This is a genomic window from Pontibacter ummariensis (assembly GCF_900188175.1).
Taxonomy (GTDB): domain Bacteria; phylum Bacteroidota; class Bacteroidia; order Cytophagales; family Hymenobacteraceae; genus Pontibacter; species Pontibacter ummariensis.
Genome location: NZ_FZOQ01000017.1, coordinates 92769 through 109384 on the forward strand (window position 1 = coordinate 92769; position 16616 = coordinate 109384).

15 protein-coding genes are annotated in these 16616 nt (G+C 52.5%); 9 read left to right on the forward strand and 6 right to left on the reverse strand.

All coding sequences use genetic code 11. From position 1 onward, the window contains the following. The first annotated feature begins 161 nt into the window (after nucleotides 1-161). Complete coding sequence (locus CHB92_RS17425; RefSeq protein WP_089320522.1) at nucleotides 162-1148, forward strand: sterol desaturase family protein; 987 nt, start codon at nucleotides 162-164, stop codon at nucleotides 1146-1148. A 503-nt stretch (nucleotides 1149-1651) separates the two neighbouring features. After that, on the forward strand, nucleotides 1652-2110 hold the full coding sequence (locus CHB92_RS17430; RefSeq protein ID WP_089320523.1) for a YybH family protein: 459 nt from the start codon (nucleotides 1652-1654) through the stop codon (nucleotides 2108-2110). Nucleotides 2111-2179: 69 nt separating this feature from the next. On the opposite strand, the gene CHB92_RS17435 is transcribed toward CHB92_RS17430, so the two are convergent. Beyond that, nucleotides 2180-3133 carry a glutamate--tRNA ligase family protein gene (locus CHB92_RS17435; RefSeq protein WP_245842676.1) on the reverse strand — a complete coding sequence of 318 codons (954 nt, stop codon included), beginning with the start codon at nucleotides 3131-3133 and terminating at the stop codon, nucleotides 2180-2182. Nucleotides 3134-3254: 121 nt separating this feature from the next. Then, nucleotides 3255-4679, reverse strand: a complete 1425-nt coding sequence (locus CHB92_RS17440; protein ID WP_089320524.1) for a mechanosensitive ion channel family protein — start codon at nucleotides 4677-4679, stop codon at nucleotides 3255-3257. Between the two features lie 188 nt (nucleotides 4680-4867). Between CHB92_RS17440 and CHB92_RS17445 the strand changes: the two genes are divergently transcribed. The 3 genes from CHB92_RS17445 (at nucleotide 4868) to CHB92_RS17455 (ending at nucleotide 7665) form a co-directional block, all read left to right on the forward strand. Next, complete coding sequence (locus CHB92_RS17445) at nucleotides 4868-5398, forward strand: DUF2911 domain-containing protein (RefSeq protein ID WP_089320525.1); 531 nt, start codon at nucleotides 4868-4870, stop codon at nucleotides 5396-5398. A gap of 168 nt (nucleotides 5399-5566) precedes the next feature. Next, entirely contained in the window at nucleotides 5567-6376 is an 810-nt protein-coding gene (locus CHB92_RS17450) for an SDR family NAD(P)-dependent oxidoreductase (protein WP_089320526.1), read from the forward strand. Between the two features lie 83 nt (nucleotides 6377-6459). After that, a complete protein-coding gene (locus CHB92_RS17455) occupies nucleotides 6460-7665 on the forward strand; it encodes a carboxypeptidase-like regulatory domain-containing protein (RefSeq protein WP_089320527.1) in 1206 nt (401 codons plus the stop codon). Nucleotides 7666-7673: 8 nt separating this feature from the next. Here the strand turns inward: CHB92_RS17455 and CHB92_RS17460 are convergent, their stop codons facing one another. The 3 genes from CHB92_RS17460 to CHB92_RS17470 all read right to left on the reverse strand — a co-directional run bounded on the left by CHB92_RS17460 (nucleotide 7674) and on the right by CHB92_RS17470 (nucleotide 9375). Next, a complete protein-coding gene (locus CHB92_RS17460; protein WP_089320528.1) occupies nucleotides 7674-8288 on the reverse strand; it encodes a carboxylesterase family protein in 615 nt (204 codons plus the stop codon). A 91-nt stretch (nucleotides 8289-8379) separates the two neighbouring features. After that, on the reverse strand, nucleotides 8380-8928 hold the full coding sequence (locus CHB92_RS17465; protein WP_089320529.1) for a lipocalin family protein: 549 nt from the start codon (nucleotides 8926-8928) through the stop codon (nucleotides 8380-8382). 15 nt (nucleotides 8929-8943) lie between these two features. Then, nucleotides 8944-9375 carry a GNAT family N-acetyltransferase gene (locus CHB92_RS17470; protein ID WP_089320530.1) on the reverse strand — a complete coding sequence of 144 codons (432 nt, stop codon included), beginning with the start codon at nucleotides 9373-9375 and terminating at the stop codon, nucleotides 8944-8946. A gap of 201 nt (nucleotides 9376-9576) precedes the next feature. Here CHB92_RS17470 and CHB92_RS17475 point away from each other — a divergent pair, with 201 nt between their 5' ends. From CHB92_RS17475 to CHB92_RS17490, 4 genes are all read left to right on the forward strand, one after another. Then, nucleotides 9577-10074 (forward strand): YajQ family cyclic di-GMP-binding protein, encoded by a 498-nt coding sequence (locus tag CHB92_RS17475; protein ID WP_089320531.1) that lies wholly within the window; start codon nucleotides 9577-9579, stop codon nucleotides 10072-10074. Nucleotides 10075-10220: 146 nt separating this feature from the next. Continuing rightward, nucleotides 10221-10997 carry a TerC family protein gene (locus CHB92_RS17480; protein WP_089320532.1) on the forward strand — a complete coding sequence of 259 codons (777 nt, stop codon included), beginning with the start codon at nucleotides 10221-10223 and terminating at the stop codon, nucleotides 10995-10997. Between the two features lie 157 nt (nucleotides 10998-11154). Continuing rightward, nucleotides 11155-13473 (forward strand): M28 family peptidase, encoded by a 2319-nt coding sequence (locus CHB92_RS17485; protein ID WP_089320533.1) that lies wholly within the window; start codon nucleotides 11155-11157, stop codon nucleotides 13471-13473. Between the two features lie 116 nt (nucleotides 13474-13589). Continuing rightward, entirely contained in the window at nucleotides 13590-14183 is a 594-nt protein-coding gene (locus CHB92_RS17490) for a DUF4142 domain-containing protein (protein ID WP_089320534.1), read from the forward strand. Between the two features lie 126 nt (nucleotides 14184-14309). Here CHB92_RS17490 and CHB92_RS17495 read toward each other — a convergent pair whose 3' ends face one another. Continuing rightward, a complete protein-coding gene (locus CHB92_RS17495; RefSeq protein ID WP_089320535.1) occupies nucleotides 14310-16346 on the reverse strand; it encodes a S9 family peptidase in 2037 nt (678 codons plus the stop codon). Nucleotides 16347-16616: the final 270 nt, after the last annotated feature.

Genomic DNA, 16616 nt, shown 5'->3' on the forward strand with positions numbered 1-16616 from the left:
GAAGCGGTTAGGGGAGCTCTGTATACTTACAGTTGCCAGGTTCGTACATGTACTTAGTTTTGGAGAGATAGCTGTGCAATGGGAATTGCCGGATTATCTGCTTAATTTAGAGTGAATCATACGTTTTACAGGATTTCGCATCCGCGTTTACCCCACCTTAAATGGAAATCTTACTGGAGAACCTTCCCAACCCCTTTGCCTATTTTGTCCCTATCTTTTTTTTACTCATCATTGCGGAGGCCTATATCAGCTACCGTGAGGACAGAGAGCTGTATGACGTAAAGGACACGATGGCGAGTAGCTGGGTCGGTATTGGAGCTGCTGTCATCAACACCTTAACCAAGACTTACCAGATCGCTTTTCTCTTTGTCTTTTACAAGCTGTTCGAACCCTTACGCGAGGAGTTTCTGGGCTACGAAGGACTGGGATGGGCCTGGTGGGTGTGGGCCCTGTGTCTGATCGGCGACGATTTTAACTTTTACTGGCACCATCGCTTTTGCCATACGGTCCGGTTGTTCTGGGCAGCTCATGTGGTGCACCACTCTTCGGAAAAGTTTAACCTCGGTACCGCATTTCGTAACGGCTGGACGATCTTCCTCTACAAGCCCATTTACTGGATATGGCTCCCTATCCTAGGCTTTAACCCGATCATGATCGCCCTGTGCATGTCCTTTAACTCTATTTACCAGTTCTTCCTACACTCTACCCTCGTGCCCGACTTAAAGTGGTTCGATAAGATTTTTAACACACCGCGTGTGCACCAGGTGCACCATGCCTGCAACGTAGAGTACTTAGACCGAAACCACGGGGGGATACTTATTATCTGGGACAAACTGTTCGGGACCTTTCAGAGCCGGGAGGAACGTATCGCTCCTAAGTTCGGAGTGTTGCATGGACCAGACTCTCACAACCCTATCAAACTAAACTTCCATGAGTTCGCGGATATCTGGCACGACGTGAAGCGCGCAAAGTCCTGGAAGGACAAGTTCAAGTATGTGTTTTACCCGCCGGGGTGGAGTCCGGATGGCAGTACGAAAACATCCAGGCAACTACAGGAAGAATGGGTAAAGCAACAGACACCTGCCTCGCCTGTATCGTTAAAGCCGCAGCCGGGGCAAGAGAAGGCCCCGGCTTTATCTGAGGTATAGCTAAAGGCCCACAATTGGTCAAAAGCTGAGGAATGAGAAAGACCTTGCCAGCCTTGCCTGCCATAAAATGAAAGAAGCCGCCCGGTGTCACCGGAGCGGCTTTTGTGCTGTAGGGGAAGGATTCGAACCTTCACGAAGTGGTTAGGCAAATATCTTCTATATAGGTTTTAAAAGTGCTTTGTCCCATAACCTTCACCCCCGAGATAGGAGGGCTTGTCTGCCAGTTTCAACACCCTACAGTGTGTTGCTGTGTTGTAGTATGACAAACGTAAGTAATGGCTTTTATGTTTGCAAATTTTACATAAAAAATAATTAAAATTTGTTTATTAGGTAATAAAAGTAGGGGTGAGGTGATAAGCGTGCAAAGGTGGTAGCGCTGCAACACTACTAGATGAGCAGGGCTTGAAGCAGGTGGTGAGTAGCAGGGGCGGATAGGAAAAATATTAAGTTTTGCATATATTTATTCTTCTTTCATCCTGAACTCTAAATCTTATCGCTATCGTATGAAGTTCTTCCATCGCACCAACCACTTTGCTTTACTAGCTGCCGCTGCTCTGACTGTAGCCTGTAGCGCACCAAAAGACCACCCTGCTGAGGTAGCAGCTGCAGATTTTACTACTATCATCCCTACGTTGGAAGCGACCACGGCAGACTGGAACAAGGGTGACCTGGATAAATTTATCACCATGTACGATAGCGCCGGCACGTTTATGACGCCTAAAGGGCCTATAGGCGTACAGGAGATGAAAGCATATTACCAGGAAGTGTTTATTGATGGCAAACCGGCCTCGGCTTTAAGCTTTGACAGTCTGGAAGTGCGCCCGCTAGGAGAAAGCCATGCACTGGTAACAGGCCGTTATACCCTTACCGCTACGGACTCAACCAAGCAGAGCGGGCGCTACTCCCTGGTTTTTGCCAATACTAAGTCCGGGTGGAAAATCCTGCATGACCATTCCAACTAAGGACACGGGCTTGTCTCCTGAGATAGCCTTAACACCTTAACTTGCATGTGTCCTTGAAAGCAGCTGAACTTAACAGTCGGAGGAAGATATTTTACGCGGCTGGGACGGGACGTCTGCCAGGCGGAATCTTTCCAGAAAGGACTGGGCATCCCCGATCTCTGCGTCCTGCCAGCCCAGCACCTGCGCAATCTTTTGCCACAGACCCTGTGACGCCAAGCCCTGCTTTCGCATTTGATTAATGGAGAGAGAATCGTGAGACTTCGACAACTTGTTTCCATCCGGTTCGAGGAGGATCGGGTGATGCAGAAACTGCATCGTGGCGAAGGAGCTTTCTCCGGCACATTGCGCTAAGAACAGCTGGGCGGCAGTGGAGGCTAATAAGTCCTGGCCCCGCACTAAATGAGTAATACCCATGAGCAGGTCATCGCACACCGAGGCAACCTGGTAAGCAGGAACGCCGTCCTTGCGGCGCACCACGAAGTCAGGCATTTCCTGACCCAGGGGGATGTGGCAGCGGCCAAGCAACAGGTCCTGAAAAGAGATAACGGTGTCTTCTGGAACACGAATGCGCCAGGCAGTGCCAGGCTGGCTTAGTGGCAAGCCCTTGGCGCGGCAAGTGAGGGGGTAGAGGCCTTGTGGTGAGACAGCCGTGATCTGGCTACGGGAGCAGGGGCAGGCGTACAGCAGGCCCTGGGCGGATAACTGCTCCAGCATCTCCTGGTACTGCGACAGCCGGCGGTGCTGGGAGTAGTGCTCGAGAAAGTCTCTGGCATCCTGAGGCCCCTCGTCGTAGTCGATGCCCAGGAAGCGGATTGTGTCAAAAATATCCTGCAGGTACTCTTCCCGGAAACGGGTATTGTCCAGGTCATCAATGCGCAGGGCAAGGGTGCCATGGCTCTTGCGGGCCAAGGCCCATGTCAGGGCAAACGAGAGGGCATTGCCCAGGTGCAGGTAGCCACTCGGAGTAGGGGCCAGCCGTGTTTTAAGCGGAGCGGGTGCTATGGGCTGCTTGTGTTGTTCCAATTCCTTTTGCTAGAGCCTCGGAGCCGGTTAGGGTAGGCTTCAGGCAACCTAAATTACAGCTTTCAGCCATAACTTGCCAATCAAGACATTTGTCAGCTATCACAACTGATGCCATAGCGGCTTATGCTTCCCCATCATTTCGAAAACTCTTTACTTCTACGGGCACCCCTTCCGGGTTAATAAACTGCACTTGTTGTCGAGGGTAAACAGGGATAATTTTGTTGGTGTACTCGGGCTTACTCAATTCCTGCGTTACACGCAGTGTCAGTTCGCTTTTCCACTTTCTGCGCTCCCGTGCCCCTACCAGGTACCGGATAATGATGTTGGTCCAGGAGTCTTGCAGCGACATGAAAACCTGAGGCTTTTCAGACACATTGTCCCCCAGGCCTGCCCGCTTTAGCAGCTGGCCGTACTTCCGCGCGGGCTCTACCATGTACCCGCCAAGGAGGTTAAGGGCCACTTTCTCCAGCACCTCCAGAGACAGGGGCATGTCCGACTCGTTTGCGACCGCCACTGCCAGCTCGTCCCAAACGTAGGGGAAGTCCCCGGTTAAATTGGTTACAGTGCCTGTCAGTATCTCGTTGTTCGGGAAGGTAACCATCCTGCCTGTGGGTTGTTCGGCCTGCACAAAGCCCGGTTCGTAGGGGTCTCCGATCTCCCAGACAGTCGTCGTAAGAAAATCGATCCGGTAAACGTCCCCAAAAACATCGCCCACTCGCACGCGGTCACCTACGCGGTAATACCCTTGGAAGGAGTTGAGGAGCCAGCCGGTAAAGCTCTCAATGGGGGTTTGCAGCGACCAGGAGAGGGCCAGGCCAACAAGGCCCAGCGAGCCGACCAGTGCCCGAATGTCGCCTACGACTACACTTAAAGCCACTCCAACGGCCAGCAGCCAGACACAGATAGATACAATGGAGATGATGGCGTTGGAGCTACCCCAACGGCCAAGGGCCCGCTGTAGCATAAGCTTTAGCAGGCGCGCGATGATCCAGGCAAAGACCAGGGTGCCGAGTGCGATCAGGATCTTGGGGAGGTTGTAGAGGAAGCCCTCCCAGAGGTTGTGCAATGCCCCAATGGCCTCGTCCGCAGACTCTTTGCTGGACAGGGCAACGGTACTGTCCCCTTCCGCTATCTCTTCTGCTACCGGGTCATCTACGGCCATTTCATCATTTGCTTCGATAGCATCTGCCATCACAGCCTCTTCCTGTGGTGCTGTATCTTGTGCGGCTAGCCCCGCCTCGTCGGGGGCAAACATCAGCATGATAAAGCCAGTGATGGCCACCGCCAGGATAGAAGCCTGCCGGAAGTTCTTGAGCCTGTTTTCGGCTCCCTTTACGGCTGCGCCCGTGGCCGACTCTCTTCTCCGGTTGCGGGCTTGTGCCCCTCGCCTGGCCCTGTTGGTTCGACCGCTTCGGCCTGGTATCCGTTCCTGTGCCCGACCAGGATACCCGTTCCCCGAGTACCCGCTCCGGCTGCTTCTGACTGTGCGGCTTCGGCCTGGTCTGTTATAATTCCTTTTAAAGTTTCTGCTGTTATAGGATGGCATGCTTTCTTCACAAATAGGTTTTCGCCTTGCGGCCCATTCAGGCTCCAGAGGCAATCGCTCTTCCTATACGGTATTTACCGGGTGGTCGCTACTACAGGATCCTGCATCCGTTGGCTAATTACTTGATAATCTTGTTTTAAGATTCCTTCCTTTTCTCTATCTTTCTGCTAAAACAAAATAAGCTAACTATGAAAAACACAAAGGGATTACGTTTACTGACTCTTTTACTGCTAGGCGTGCTGATCTCGGCAAGCGCCTGGGCCCAGGATTCAAAGGCCAACCGGGCTAGCCCGCCTGCTACGGCCACGGGTAAGGTAGGCCCGGCAACAGTGGTGGTAAACTATAGCAGCCCGGCTGTAAACGGCCGCGAGATATGGGGCGACTTAGTGCGCTACGGAGAAGTGTGGCGCTCTGGAGCCAACGAGGCCACTACCGTGGAAGTGGATCAGGATGTGTTGGTAGAGGGCCAACGCCTGCCAGCCGGACGCTACAGCTTCTATACTATACCTGGCGAAGACGAGTGGACGGTTATCTTTAACAAAGTAGCAGACCAGTGGGGCACGCAGTACGATCAGCAGCAGGATGCGCTGCGCGTAACTGCGAAGCCACAAAAGTCAACTGCCATGAACGAGCGCCTGAAATACGATGTGACGAATGACGGCATTGTGTTGCTTTGGGAAAATCTGATGCTGCCGGTTTCCATTAAGCCTGCGCAGTAAGAAAGGCCTTACATAGTTTGTTTGCAATGCCCCCGTACGGCTTTATGCCAGTGCGGGGGCATTCTTGCTTTGTGGCACTTTCTAAATAGCGATGAGCCGTAGAGGGAAAAGGTCTACGCACCCTGTCTGCTCTTGGCACGTATGCAAGGTAAATTAAAAAGAGACGTTATGGCAGACCAAAAACAGCAGAAATACACTGCTTTAATTACAGGAGCCTCCGGCGGAATAGGCCTGGAACTGGCTGAACTATTTGCGCAGGATGGGCACGACCTGGTGCTGGTGGCCCGGTCAGAGGAGAAGCTGAACAGCCTGGCTTTGCGCTTTGCTATCCAGTATAAAGTATATACCAGGGTTATTGCACAGGACCTGAGCAAGCCGGACGGGCCGGAGAAGGTGTTTCAGGCGCTGAAGCAGGAGGGCAGGCAGGTAGATGTGTTAGTTAACAACGCCGGCTTTGGGTACTACGGGGCTTTTAAGGATTCTGACTTACAGAAAGAGCTGGACATGATCCAACTGAACATCACATCGCTTACCGCGCTGTGCAAGCTGTTTCTGAATCAACTACCGGAGGAGGCAACGGGCAAGATCCTGAATGTTTCCTCTACAGCAGCTTTCCCTCCTGCTGGTCCGTTTATGGCCGTTTACTACGCCAGCAAGGCTTACGTGCAGTCCTTCTCAGAGGCCCTGGCAACAGAGCTGGAGGACAGTAAGGTGACAGTGACCACGCTCTCCCCCGGCCCTACCGAAACAGACTTTAAGGCGAGTGCTAACCTGGAAGGCTCGGGGCTTTTTTCGAGCCAGTTGGTGGCCAGTGCCCGCAGTGTGGCCAAAGCAGGTTACGAGGGCGTGCTGAACGGGGAAGTGGTGGTGATACCGGGTATCCAGAACAAGTTTACAGCTTTCTCCGCAAGGCTTGCCCCCCGAAGCCTGATGCGCAAGATGGTAAAAAGAATACAGGAAAAGCGGCAGGCGGGGTAGCGCCAAGGGTTAAAGAAAGGTTAAAGTTTTTGAAAGCAGGTCGAGTCTGGCTAACTTCTGCCGTGCGAGCAACTACACTGCCTATGAAGAAAGCCTTACTTCTGCTAACATGGCTGCTGCTTAGCCTTCCGGTGCTTGCCCAGTACAAGCTGAAGGGGCGCGTAGTGGAAGACAAGACAAACGAACCCCTCGAGGCAGTTTCAGTTTTTATCAACACCACAACTAAAGGAACGCTTACTAACAAGAAAGGCGAGTTCTCGCTTAACCTGCCGGCAGGTAGGTATGACGTGGTGGTGTCGTACCTGGGCTATGAGCCTATTGTTTACCAGGTGAACACAGAGCAGCTGCCCCCGTCCTTTCTGTTTAAGCTCACCAAAAAAGCCTTTGCCTTAAAGGAGGTGCAGGTGGAGGCCGCGCGCGACGAGCAGTGGTACGTGAACCTAGAAGTGTTTAAAGAGAACTTTATTGGTATGAGTGCTGTCGCCCGGCAGTGCAAATTGCTGAACCCTGAGGTGCTCACCATTATGTTCGACCCGCAGGCCGGCTTACTGGAGGTGAAGGCAAAAGACGTGCTGAAGATAGAGAACCCGGCTCTTGGCTATACCATTAGTTACCTGCTGCAGGAGTTTAAGCTGTACACCCATGATGGCTATACCGCCTACCTGGGATATCCGAGCTTTAAGCCGATGGCGGGAGGCAAGGGAAAGCAGCGCAGGTGGAACAAGCAGCGGCGGCAGGCCTACAGGGGTTCTGTGATGCACTTTGTGCGTGCACTTCGGCAACGGCAACTGGAAGAGCAGGGCTTTAACCTGCGCAGGCTGTATCGGGTGCCCAACCCGAGCCGACCAAGTGACGAGGAAATTGCTGCAGCCAGGGCCAAAGCGAAGGCCAGCGCTGTAAGCGGTGCCGTTTTAAAGCTGGACGATACAACTTCCAGTGTTCTCTCCCGGGCGAGCCTGCCCAAGCTTATTGCCCGACTGGATACAAACCGGGTGCCTTACCCTGCCTACCTGCAAGAGAAGGAGGGGCAGCTCATCCTGAAGTTCGATGACTTTTTCCAGGTGGTGTACACCGGCGAAATGGAGGAAGAAGCTTATGTCCGGCAGGAGAACATGTTTCGGACCCGAGAACCTGGCTACCAGACCTCGGTTGTTTCCCTTACCACCAACCAGGTAGTTCTGGATGAGAACGGGAGCTTTTATGAGCCGCTGGGCCTGCTCTTTGAAGGTTACTGGGGCTGGGAGAAACTGGGCGACATGCTGCCCCTGGATTATCAGCCAGAAAACTGAAAAGCTTCTTACTGCTCCTTTTTCTGATGCTGTAACAGCCAATCGTATACTTCGGGGTCGTTGTAAGTGGCTGTCCAGGAGTCGTGGTAGAGGTTCGGATAAATCGTTTGTTTCACGTTTCCCCCTAATGCCCGCACAGCCTCTACCATATCCAGCGTCTCTTCTACCGGCACGATGTCATCTTTTACGCCATGGAAAGCCCAAATAGGCAAATGGGTGAGCTTATCAGCCTGCTTCGGATCACCTCCCCCACAAATGGGTAAGGCAGCGGCAAACTTATCAGGGTTAGCTGCTGCCCAGTGCCAGGTGCCGTAGCCGCCCATGCTAATGCCTGTCAGGTAAATACGCGATTCATCGGCCCGTACTTTAGTTAGCACTTCCTCCAGCCACTCGTTCAGAAGCGGTACCTGCCAGTAAGCGCGTGCCGGACACTGTGGGTAAGCCACAACAAAGGGAAAGTCTTCCTTGCCCTCCAGGTAAGCCGGCAGGCCCTGCCGCTTCAGGAGTTCCAGGTTATTGCCGCGCTCGCCGGCCCCGTGCAGGAACAGGATCAGGGGCCACTTTTTGTCTGGCTGTTCCTGGTACTGGGCCGGGTAGTAAATTTTATACTGATAACTGCTCATGATTTTCCGTTAAGTTGCTGTTACAGTACATACGGCTGCTATCTATCAGGTTATAAATTTCTCTTAGGCCTGTACTCATTCCGTCACTAAGCTAAGTGTAACAACTCTGGTCTGTCAGGCACAGGCGCTCTACAGGGAAGCCCTTGCTTTTTGCCTGTTGTACCATCAGGTCATACACAGCGCTGTCAAGGGTAGGCGTGCGGGATAAGATCCAGAGGCTCTTGCGGTCGGGGGAGCCCACCAGGGCATACCGGTAGTCCGGGTCCAGTTCCAGAATCCAGTAGTCGCCTTTAAAGGGCCAGAAAAACTGTACTTTGAGCTTGCTGTTATGGCTTCCCTCTATCGGGAAGGCCTTGCCCTTTGCCACGTCCAGCTTGCCGGAGGGGCTTCCTTTGTGGCAGGCGTTATTTACTTCCACATACCCTTCCGGATTTAGGGTATACTCTGCATATACGCAGTGGCAGCCTTTCTCAAAGTATTGGGGTATTTTTGAAATTTCGTACCACCGCCCGGCATAGCGTTTCAGGTCTACGTTGGGTACTGTATCAAGGGGCGCTTGTTTGCGGTTCCGGATGTTTAAGGCGACAGCACTTGCTACTAGTGCCGTTGTTCCCAGCAATAGTTTGGTTTGTTTTTTCATAGCTGTAGATATACATCACAGCTGCTTGGCCATTTTGTAGTGTTGTATGGTGCCAAACAGCAGGTATGATTCCTCTTCCACTTCATACCCGTTGCGGCGATAAAAGTTTACAGCGTACTCACGGGCGTGCAGCATCATCCGGTTGGCGCCCATCTCCCGGGCTTTTGCCTCCAGGTGCTCCATCAGTAAATTGCCGAGGGCCTTGCCCTGCTGGTCTTGCCGGATACCCATAAAGCGGAGCTGTCCTTCCTCAGGTGTGTTCAGGTGCAGGCGGCAGATACCGATGGCCTCGCCTGCATCATTCACCAACATGGCGTGAACGGCTGTCTCGTCGTCTTCCACCTTTTCGCTGCCCTCCGGTTGGCCCCAGGGCTGGCGCAGGGTCTCGTAGCGCAGACGGTAATACTTGTTAAAATCTTCGGCAGTGGCAGGGGTAATAATCTTCATGGTCGGACCTTTCTTTTTAGAAGCGGCTAGTCGACTTCTCTTGCAGGCACTTAAAAGCGGCTTTGCTACCCTGGCAGGGGCAAGGGTAAAAATTAAAGTTCTTCTATATAGTACCTGCTGACTAGTGGTTAAAATAAAATAACTTTGTTTGCGCTAAAGCGTCTAAAACAATTTTAAAGATAAAAAACAAAGAACAAAACTATGGCATCTTTCGACATCGTGAGCAAGGTAGATCCACAGGTTATGGACAATGCCGTGAATACAGCCCGTAAAGAGATCATGAACCGTTACGACTTCCGCGATACCAAGGGCAGCCTGGAGTATGATAAAAAGGCCAGTGAAGTGCACATCAGCATGGAGAACGACATGCGCCTGCAGCACACAGAGGACGTCCTGATTGGCAAGATGGTGAAGCAGGGCCTGGATGCCACGGCCCTCGATTTCTCGAAGGACGCCTATCAGTCCGGTGCCATGGTGAAGAAAGACATCAAGGTGAAGGCGGGTATCGACAAGGAAACCTCTAAAAAGATCATGAAGCTGATCAAAGACAGCAAGCTAAAGGTTTCGGCGGCCATGATGGATGAGACCATCCGGGTAACAGGAAAGAAGATTGATGACCTGCAGGAGGTGATTGCACTGCTGCGGGGCAACGCAGAAGAGATCGGAATGCCGCTGCAGTACGTAAACATGAAGTCTTAATTTTATTTATTACTTGTTAAACATCCTTTAATGCTGGAAAGGCCTTGGCCTGCGCTTTATTGTAGCTTTTCAGATAACTGTACAACTCTTAGCCATTAAGCCAACCCCAGCCTACAAGTGGCTGTTCACTAATACTAAACCTAACTATGGAAATATTTGCTAATCCAGACACCTGGATAAGTCTGCTGACGCTAACCTTTATGGAGGTGGTGCTCGGCATTGATAACATCGTGTTTATCTCGATTGTGGTGGGCAGACTGCCACAGGAAGAACAGGGAAAGGGCCGTGTGATCGGTCTGGGGCTGGCGTTGGTTTTCCGTGTCATCCTGTTGCTGTTCATCTCCTGGATAGTAGGAGCCAGTGCCCCGCTGTTTAATGTTAACCTGCCGTTTACGGAGGAGGAGTTCCCTGTGTCGTGGCGCGATATCATTCTCTTCGGTGGTGGCCTGTTCCTGCTTGCTAAGAGTACGACTGAGATACATGGCAAGCTGGAAGGGGAGGAAGAAGGCCATGGTAATGCGAAAGCGCAGGTGACCCTCAGTAAAGTCCTCGTTCAGATCGTGCTGATCGACATCGTGTTTTCCTTCGATTCCATCCTCACAGCCGTGGGGCTGGCAGAGGAGGTGATCATTATGATTATTGCCGTAGTTTTCGCGATGATCATCATGCTGATCTTTGCTAAGGCTGTGAGTGACTTTGTGAACAAGCACCCAACGGTAAAAATGCTGGCCCTGTCGTTCCTGATCCTGATTGGTGTGATGCTGATCGTGGAGGCCCTGCACCAGCATATCCCGAAAGGTTACATCTACTTTGCCATGTTCTTCTCGCTGATGGTGGAGGTGCTCAACATGCAGTTGCGTAAAAAGACAGAGCCAGTGCGCCTGCGTGAGGACCAGATAAAGGAGCCGATGAATGACGAGTAAAGCAGGAGGACCAGTAAAGCTCCGGAAAGCGGCACTCTCTCTAGCAGGGGGTGCCGCTTTGCTTTTGTCGACCTTAGAAACAGCTTGCTCTAAGAGCAGCGTATAAGAACTTCTTTATATATTGGGTTAGCCTCCTGAATATGAGGATGAAATTCGTATGCGCCGACACCACCCGATACTTGCCCTCTTTTTACTGCTCATGCTGACAGGCCTTGCCTGGCTAAGCTCTTATCTGTTACAAGCTCCTGCGCCTGCGCCAGCCACAGCGCCACTTACTGCGTTCTCTGCAGAGCGCGCCATGCAGCATGTACGGCAGATTGCGCAGGAGCCGCGCGCCATGGGGACCGCTGCCCATGCTGAAGTCAGGGCTTACCTATTGGAGCAAATGGAGGAACTGGGCCTGAACCCGCAGGTGCAGGATACCTTTGCCCTGAACCCTATCGAGGGAGCTTCTTTGGTAGGGCATGTGTACAACCTGGTGGGTAGGCTAAAAGGCACTGGTGACGGGGAGGAAGCGATCCTGTTAATGGCCCATTACGATTCGCAGCCCAACACGCTTGGAGCCGGGGATGATGGTGCCGGGGTAGCCGCGATACTTGAAACAGTGCGTGCCCTGAAGCAGGGAGAGCCGCTGGAGCACGACGTGATTGTACTGCTGACGGATGGCGAGGAGTACGGCTTGTACGGCGCTGCTGCTTTTATGAAACACCCCTGGCTGGAAGACGTGGCACTGGTGCTGAACCTGGAGGCCCGCGGTAACGCCGGCCCGAGCATGACCTTTGAGATGAGCCCGGAGAATGGCTGGCTGGCAGAGCAGTACGCCCAGGTCGCTCCTTATCCTTTTATCCATTCCTTAATGTACGAGGTGTACCGCCGCATGCCGAACAACACGGATTTCACCGTATTTAAAAATGCCGGTTACCCAGGTCTTAACGCCGCTTTTATCGATGGCTTTGTACATTACCACAAAGGCACTGACTCACCTGAAAACCTGGACCAGGGCAGCCTGCAGCAACATGGCAGTAACATGCTGGCCCTGACCCGGCACTTCGGCAATGTCTCGCTGGCCCATACCAAAGCTCCCGATGTTGTCTTTTTTAGTGTGCTGGATGGCCGCGTGGTGCGTTACCCCTTGGGGCTGAACCTGCTGTGGGTAGGAATAACGGCGCTGTTGTTAGGGGCAGTTTACGTTGTGGGGCTGAAACGAGGCGCCCTGACAGTAGGGCAGTGTATCCTGGGCTTCTTCGCCTACCTGGTACTGCTGGCCCTTGTAGCCGGCCTGTTTCTGCCTATCAATAGCCTGGTGCTGGAGCAGCTGCCTTACACGCATCCTTTTAACGGGGTATACAGTTCCGGTATCTTCTTTATAGCCTACCTGCTACTGGCTTTGGGCCTGTTTGTGCTGTTCAGCTGGCTGGTGCTGCGCTGGCTACGCCTGTTCTCGCTGCTGACGGGCACCTTTACCTGCTGGTTTGTGCTGATGCTGGCCTTGTACCTTACAGTGCCCGCTGCCACTTACCTGTTGGTGTTCCCGCTTTTGTTTGCGCTAGCAGGTGCTCTGGTGGTACTCTTGCTAGGCCTGCATCAAAAGGAGAAACAAGGCTGGCTGTTTAGTCTTGTCCTGCTCTTGTCTGTCGTGCCTGCCATCTTCCTGGTCTTTCCGATCCTGCAGTTTGTGTTCGTGGCTTTTGCCTTGCAGCTGCCTGTGGCTTCGGTGGCCTTGTTTGTACTGTTGCTGGGCCTGCTGTTACCCTTGTTTGTCCTGATTCATCAGGGCTTTAGCTGGCGCGGTGTACCTTTCTTTCCGCTGGTACTGCTGGTACTGGGCGTGGGTACAGTGGTACTTGCCCTAAACCAGGAGCAGCCTACCTCTGAGCGCCCGCTGCACAGCCATGTAAGTTATTACCTCAACAAGGACACGGATAAGGCTTACTGGGCTTCTTCCTTCACCTCTACCGATGAATGGAACCAGCAGTTTTTCCCGAATGCAACAACCGGTCCTCTGAAAGAGTTATACCCGCATGCAGGATATCCTTACCTGAAAAATGAAGCAAGTACAGTAGACGTGCCTGCTCCCACAGCACAGGTGCTGCAAGACACGGTGGTGCGAGGTGAGCGTTTGCTGCGTCTACGCCTTCACTCGCCACGCGAGGCAGCCCATTTCGAAGTGGTGTTACAGCCAGAAACAGCGGAGGCCCTTTTAGGTGCCAGCGTAGGGGGAGAGGAGTTACAGCTGAAGCCAACGGAGACAGAGCAGGGGCCGGTATATACTATGCGTCTGCATGGCCTGCCCTTAAGCAAGCAAGTGGAGTTGGCATTACGTCTTAAACCAGAAATGCCGCTCACGCTCTACCTGTACGATCAGAGCGTCGGGTTACCCCAGCAGCTTGTAAAAGAGCCAAAGCCTGCCCACGTGATAGCCGAACAGGGTAACACGAGCAACCTGACGGTGGTGCGCAAGAGCTACACTTTCTAAATGGACATAGTAGGAGGAATAGCAGCCGAATAAGCTTGTGCTGTACTTTTTGCAGAAACTGAAAATGCCCTGAACTATTCAGGCGGGCTTCGTAGTATAGGTAACACACCTAATTGATGCGAGCACCGGAATATATGTTCTTCGACAAAGTTTTAGCCACCCTATTTGGCCTCTTGTTTTTACTCATGTTGGGATGCGATGGCACTGCCACTGACAGTGAGCCAACAGAGATGATATCCATCACTGAAACCCGTACTTTAGAGGAAGACCCCGCTTTTTGGGATTATGCTGCCAGCAGTAACCTATTGCAGGTAGAGGCTGGCAAAGTCGCCATGGAGCAGGCGCAAACAGAGCAAATCCGGGCCATGGCACAGAAAGCCATACAGTACCATGGCGACGCGCTAAAAGAATTGCAACGCCTGACGGCGAAGCAGAAGAACATACAGTTGCCCGATACCTTAGGCGGTGCTGACTGGGGTTTGGTGCAGGACCTGAAACTATTGGAAGGAGAGGAGTTTGATGCCCGCTACCGTGATTTCGTTATCAGCACACATAAGGCGCAGCTAAGCCGGTACAAGGAAGCGATCCTGAAAGCCGATGACCAGCACATACGCGGTTGGCTGATGCAGATGAGAAGCCACCTGCGGGAGGAAATAAATGAACTGGCACGGCTCGATACCACAGCCGTAACAGCAGAAGAGCAACTTTAAGAGTAATTATTATAAAACAAAGCGAGGAAGCCATGTGGCTTCCTCGCTTTGTTTTTAGGGACTTATTCCGCTGGTATTAGCTGTACATTTGCACCTGTACAAAGTGCCTGTTATAAAAACCGTGGCCTACTTTGCAGAGGCCTGTGCTTTCTCTTCCGGTTTCTTCTTGGCGTCTTCTTTACGCTCCGGTGCCTGCCAGTCTATGCCCAGGGTGTGTTTCTGTATCCATTTGATCTCTTCGATGTCACGGATGCGCTGGTGGCGTGGCTCCCGGAAGCCGTGTGGCTCACGTGGGAACTGGATGTAACGTACTGTCTTGCCCATGTCCTTCAATGCTGTGAACAGCATCATGCTTTGCGCTTCGGTGTCTGTCACGTCACTTAAGCCGTGTAAGATAAGCGTTGGCGTCTGGATGTTCTTGGCGTGTGTCAGCACGGATTTCTGGCGGTAACCTTCCGGGTTCTCCCAAGGGGTGCCTTGTATGTACCACAGGCGCACATCGTGGTTAAAGCCGATGCCGTACTCAGAGGCCCAGTCAGAAACCATAGCTCCCAGGGACGCTGCTTTGAAACGGGTGGTCTTGGTAATGGTGGTGCCTCCCAAAATGCCGCCGTAGCTCCAGCCGCGCACGGCCATCTTCTCTTTGTCTACCATGCCTTCGGCTACCAGCTTATCAACGCCGCTCATCAGGTCCTCATAATCGCCACCGCCAATGTCTCCCATGTTGCCACGCAGTAAGGCATCGGTATAACCACTGCTGCCACGCACGTTTGGTGCCAATTGCACATAGCCTAAGTTTGCCCAAACATGGTAAGCGGGGTTAAAGGAGTTCGTAAACACGCCCGCCGGACCACCGTGTATGTGCAGCAGGAAAGGGTGTTGCTTGCCCTTCTGGTAATCAGTTGGCAAGTACAGTAAACCCTCTACCTCCAGGCCATCCTTGCTCTTCCATTGTACTACTTCGGCAGTAGCCAATTGCAGCGAATCGCTAATGCGTGGGTTCAGGTTCGTGAGCTTTGTCGGGTTAAACTTGTCTAAGCCTGATACATAGAGATCTGTTGGTGTTTTATAGTCGCTAAAGCTAAGTACGGCTTTATTGCGGTCTGGTGTAATGCCTAAGATGCGCCAGGTACCGGTGCGGTTGCTCAGGTTCTTCACGTCGCCTTTGGCAACGTGGAGGCGATAGAGGTTGGTGTTGGTGCGCTGTAAGCCGGTGAAAAGAATAGATCTGGCATCGGGTGCCCAGTAGTAATTGCTGATGTTGCCTTCGAACTTACCAGACACCATGCGGCTCTGTTTCGTGTTCGGGTCCATCACCCAGATCTTGTCGTTGCGCAGCTCCCACTCCTTGTCGTCGGCAGCGGTGTAGGCAAAGCTTTTGCCGTCCGGGGCCCAGCTCAGGTCGCCTTCCGGGGCTTTGTTGTTGGTGAGCTGTACCGTAGCCGTGTCGCCGGAAAGCTGCAACAGGTAAATCTCAGAGAGGTTGCGCTGGTTACGGCGGTTTTCCTGGCGGCCGGTATACACAATGCGCTTGCCGTCTGGTGCTACGTCAAAGTCGCCGATCAGCTGTTCGTTCTTGGTTAGCTTCTTCGCCTTTTTGCTGTTTAGGTCAAATACCCACAGGTGTTCCCAGGCGCCCTCTGTCTGTCCGTTCGGCCCTTCGTCTACGAACAAGGCATCGTTACCAGCTTTGTAAAGCTTTTGCGCTTCTTTGTTGCGTGGTACCGAGGACACGAAGTAAAGCTTCTTGCTGTCTTTGCTCCAAACATACTTGCCAACGCTGTTCTCATGCTTTGTCAGCTGTATGGCCTCACCGCCAGCAGTGGGTAACAGGAACAATTGCTGGTGGTCGTCTGCCTTCCGCTTTAGGGCAATGTACTTACCGTCCGGGGAGTAGCTAAGGTCAGAGCCGCCGTCCTCTCCGAGGTATTGGTAGCTCTCCCCTCCAATGGAGGAAACATAGTGATAGGTGGTTTCCCGCTTGTTCTTCTCCCAGTTCAATTCCGACTTTCCGTAAATAACAGATTTGCCGTCTGGGGAGATGATGGCATTGCCTAAAGAGGTCATGTTCAGGCCATCATCGGTGGTCATGGGTTGTTTTTGCGCCATCGTTGTACCGCCCAGCAGGGCAGCCGACAACACGAAAAGCAATCGTTTATTCATAAAGGGTGGTTGTGGTTATGCTGAAAGGCTAAAGATAAGAAAGAATGGTAAAGTTCAATTGCTTTTAGCGCTTCCATTCAGTTTGCTTATGTTCAGTCTGAGCAGTTTAGCTGCTGCTAGCAAAGCATAGGGCCTGTAGCTTGTGTTACTCCGCCCCTTAAAAGGATTATTAATTTACCTGCTCTGTTATCCTGAACCAGTAATATGGACGCTTGCCTACTTTTTACAAGAGAAAAAGGAGGAGAGGTGGATGTGCAGAGAATGATAGGA

Excerpts from the sequence above, each read along its gene's own strand:
- CHB92_RS17490 (WP_089320534.1), top strand. The coding sequence starts at position 13,590 with ATGCGAGCACCGGAATATATGTTCTTCGACAAAGTTTTAGCCACCCTA.
- CHB92_RS17465 (WP_089320529.1), bottom strand. The coding sequence starts at position 8,928 with ATGAAAAAACAAACCAAACTATTGCTGGGAACAACGGCACTAGTAGCA.
- CHB92_RS17470 (WP_089320530.1), bottom strand. The coding sequence starts at position 9,375 with ATGAAGATTATTACCCCTGCCACTGCCGAAGATTTTAACAAGTATTAC.
- CHB92_RS17495 (WP_089320535.1), bottom strand. The coding sequence starts at position 16,346 with ATGAATAAACGATTGCTTTTCGTGTTGTCGGCTGCCCTGCTGGGCGGT.
- CHB92_RS17455 (WP_089320527.1), top strand. The coding sequence starts at position 6,460 with ATGAAGAAAGCCTTACTTCTGCTAACATGGCTGCTGCTTAGCCTTCCG.
- CHB92_RS17430 (WP_089320523.1), top strand. The coding sequence starts at position 1,652 with ATGAAGTTCTTCCATCGCACCAACCACTTTGCTTTACTAGCTGCCGCT.
- CHB92_RS17440 (WP_089320524.1), bottom strand. The coding sequence starts at position 4,679 with ATGCCATCCTATAACAGCAGAAACTTTAAAAGGAATTATAACAGACCA.
- CHB92_RS17480 (WP_089320532.1), top strand. The coding sequence starts at position 10,221 with ATGGAAATATTTGCTAATCCAGACACCTGGATAAGTCTGCTGACGCTA.
- CHB92_RS17445 (WP_089320525.1), top strand. The coding sequence starts at position 4,868 with ATGAAAAACACAAAGGGATTACGTTTACTGACTCTTTTACTGCTAGGC.
- CHB92_RS17450 (WP_089320526.1), top strand. The coding sequence starts at position 5,567 with ATGGCAGACCAAAAACAGCAGAAATACACTGCTTTAATTACAGGAGCC.
- CHB92_RS17425 (WP_089320522.1), top strand. The coding sequence starts at position 162 with ATGGAAATCTTACTGGAGAACCTTCCCAACCCCTTTGCCTATTTTGTC.
- CHB92_RS17475 (WP_089320531.1), top strand. The coding sequence starts at position 9,577 with ATGGCATCTTTCGACATCGTGAGCAAGGTAGATCCACAGGTTATGGAC.
- CHB92_RS17460 (WP_089320528.1), bottom strand. The coding sequence starts at position 8,288 with ATGAGCAGTTATCAGTATAAAATTTACTACCCGGCCCAGTACCAGGAA.
- CHB92_RS17485 (WP_089320533.1), top strand. The coding sequence starts at position 11,155 with ATGCGCCGACACCACCCGATACTTGCCCTCTTTTTACTGCTCATGCTG.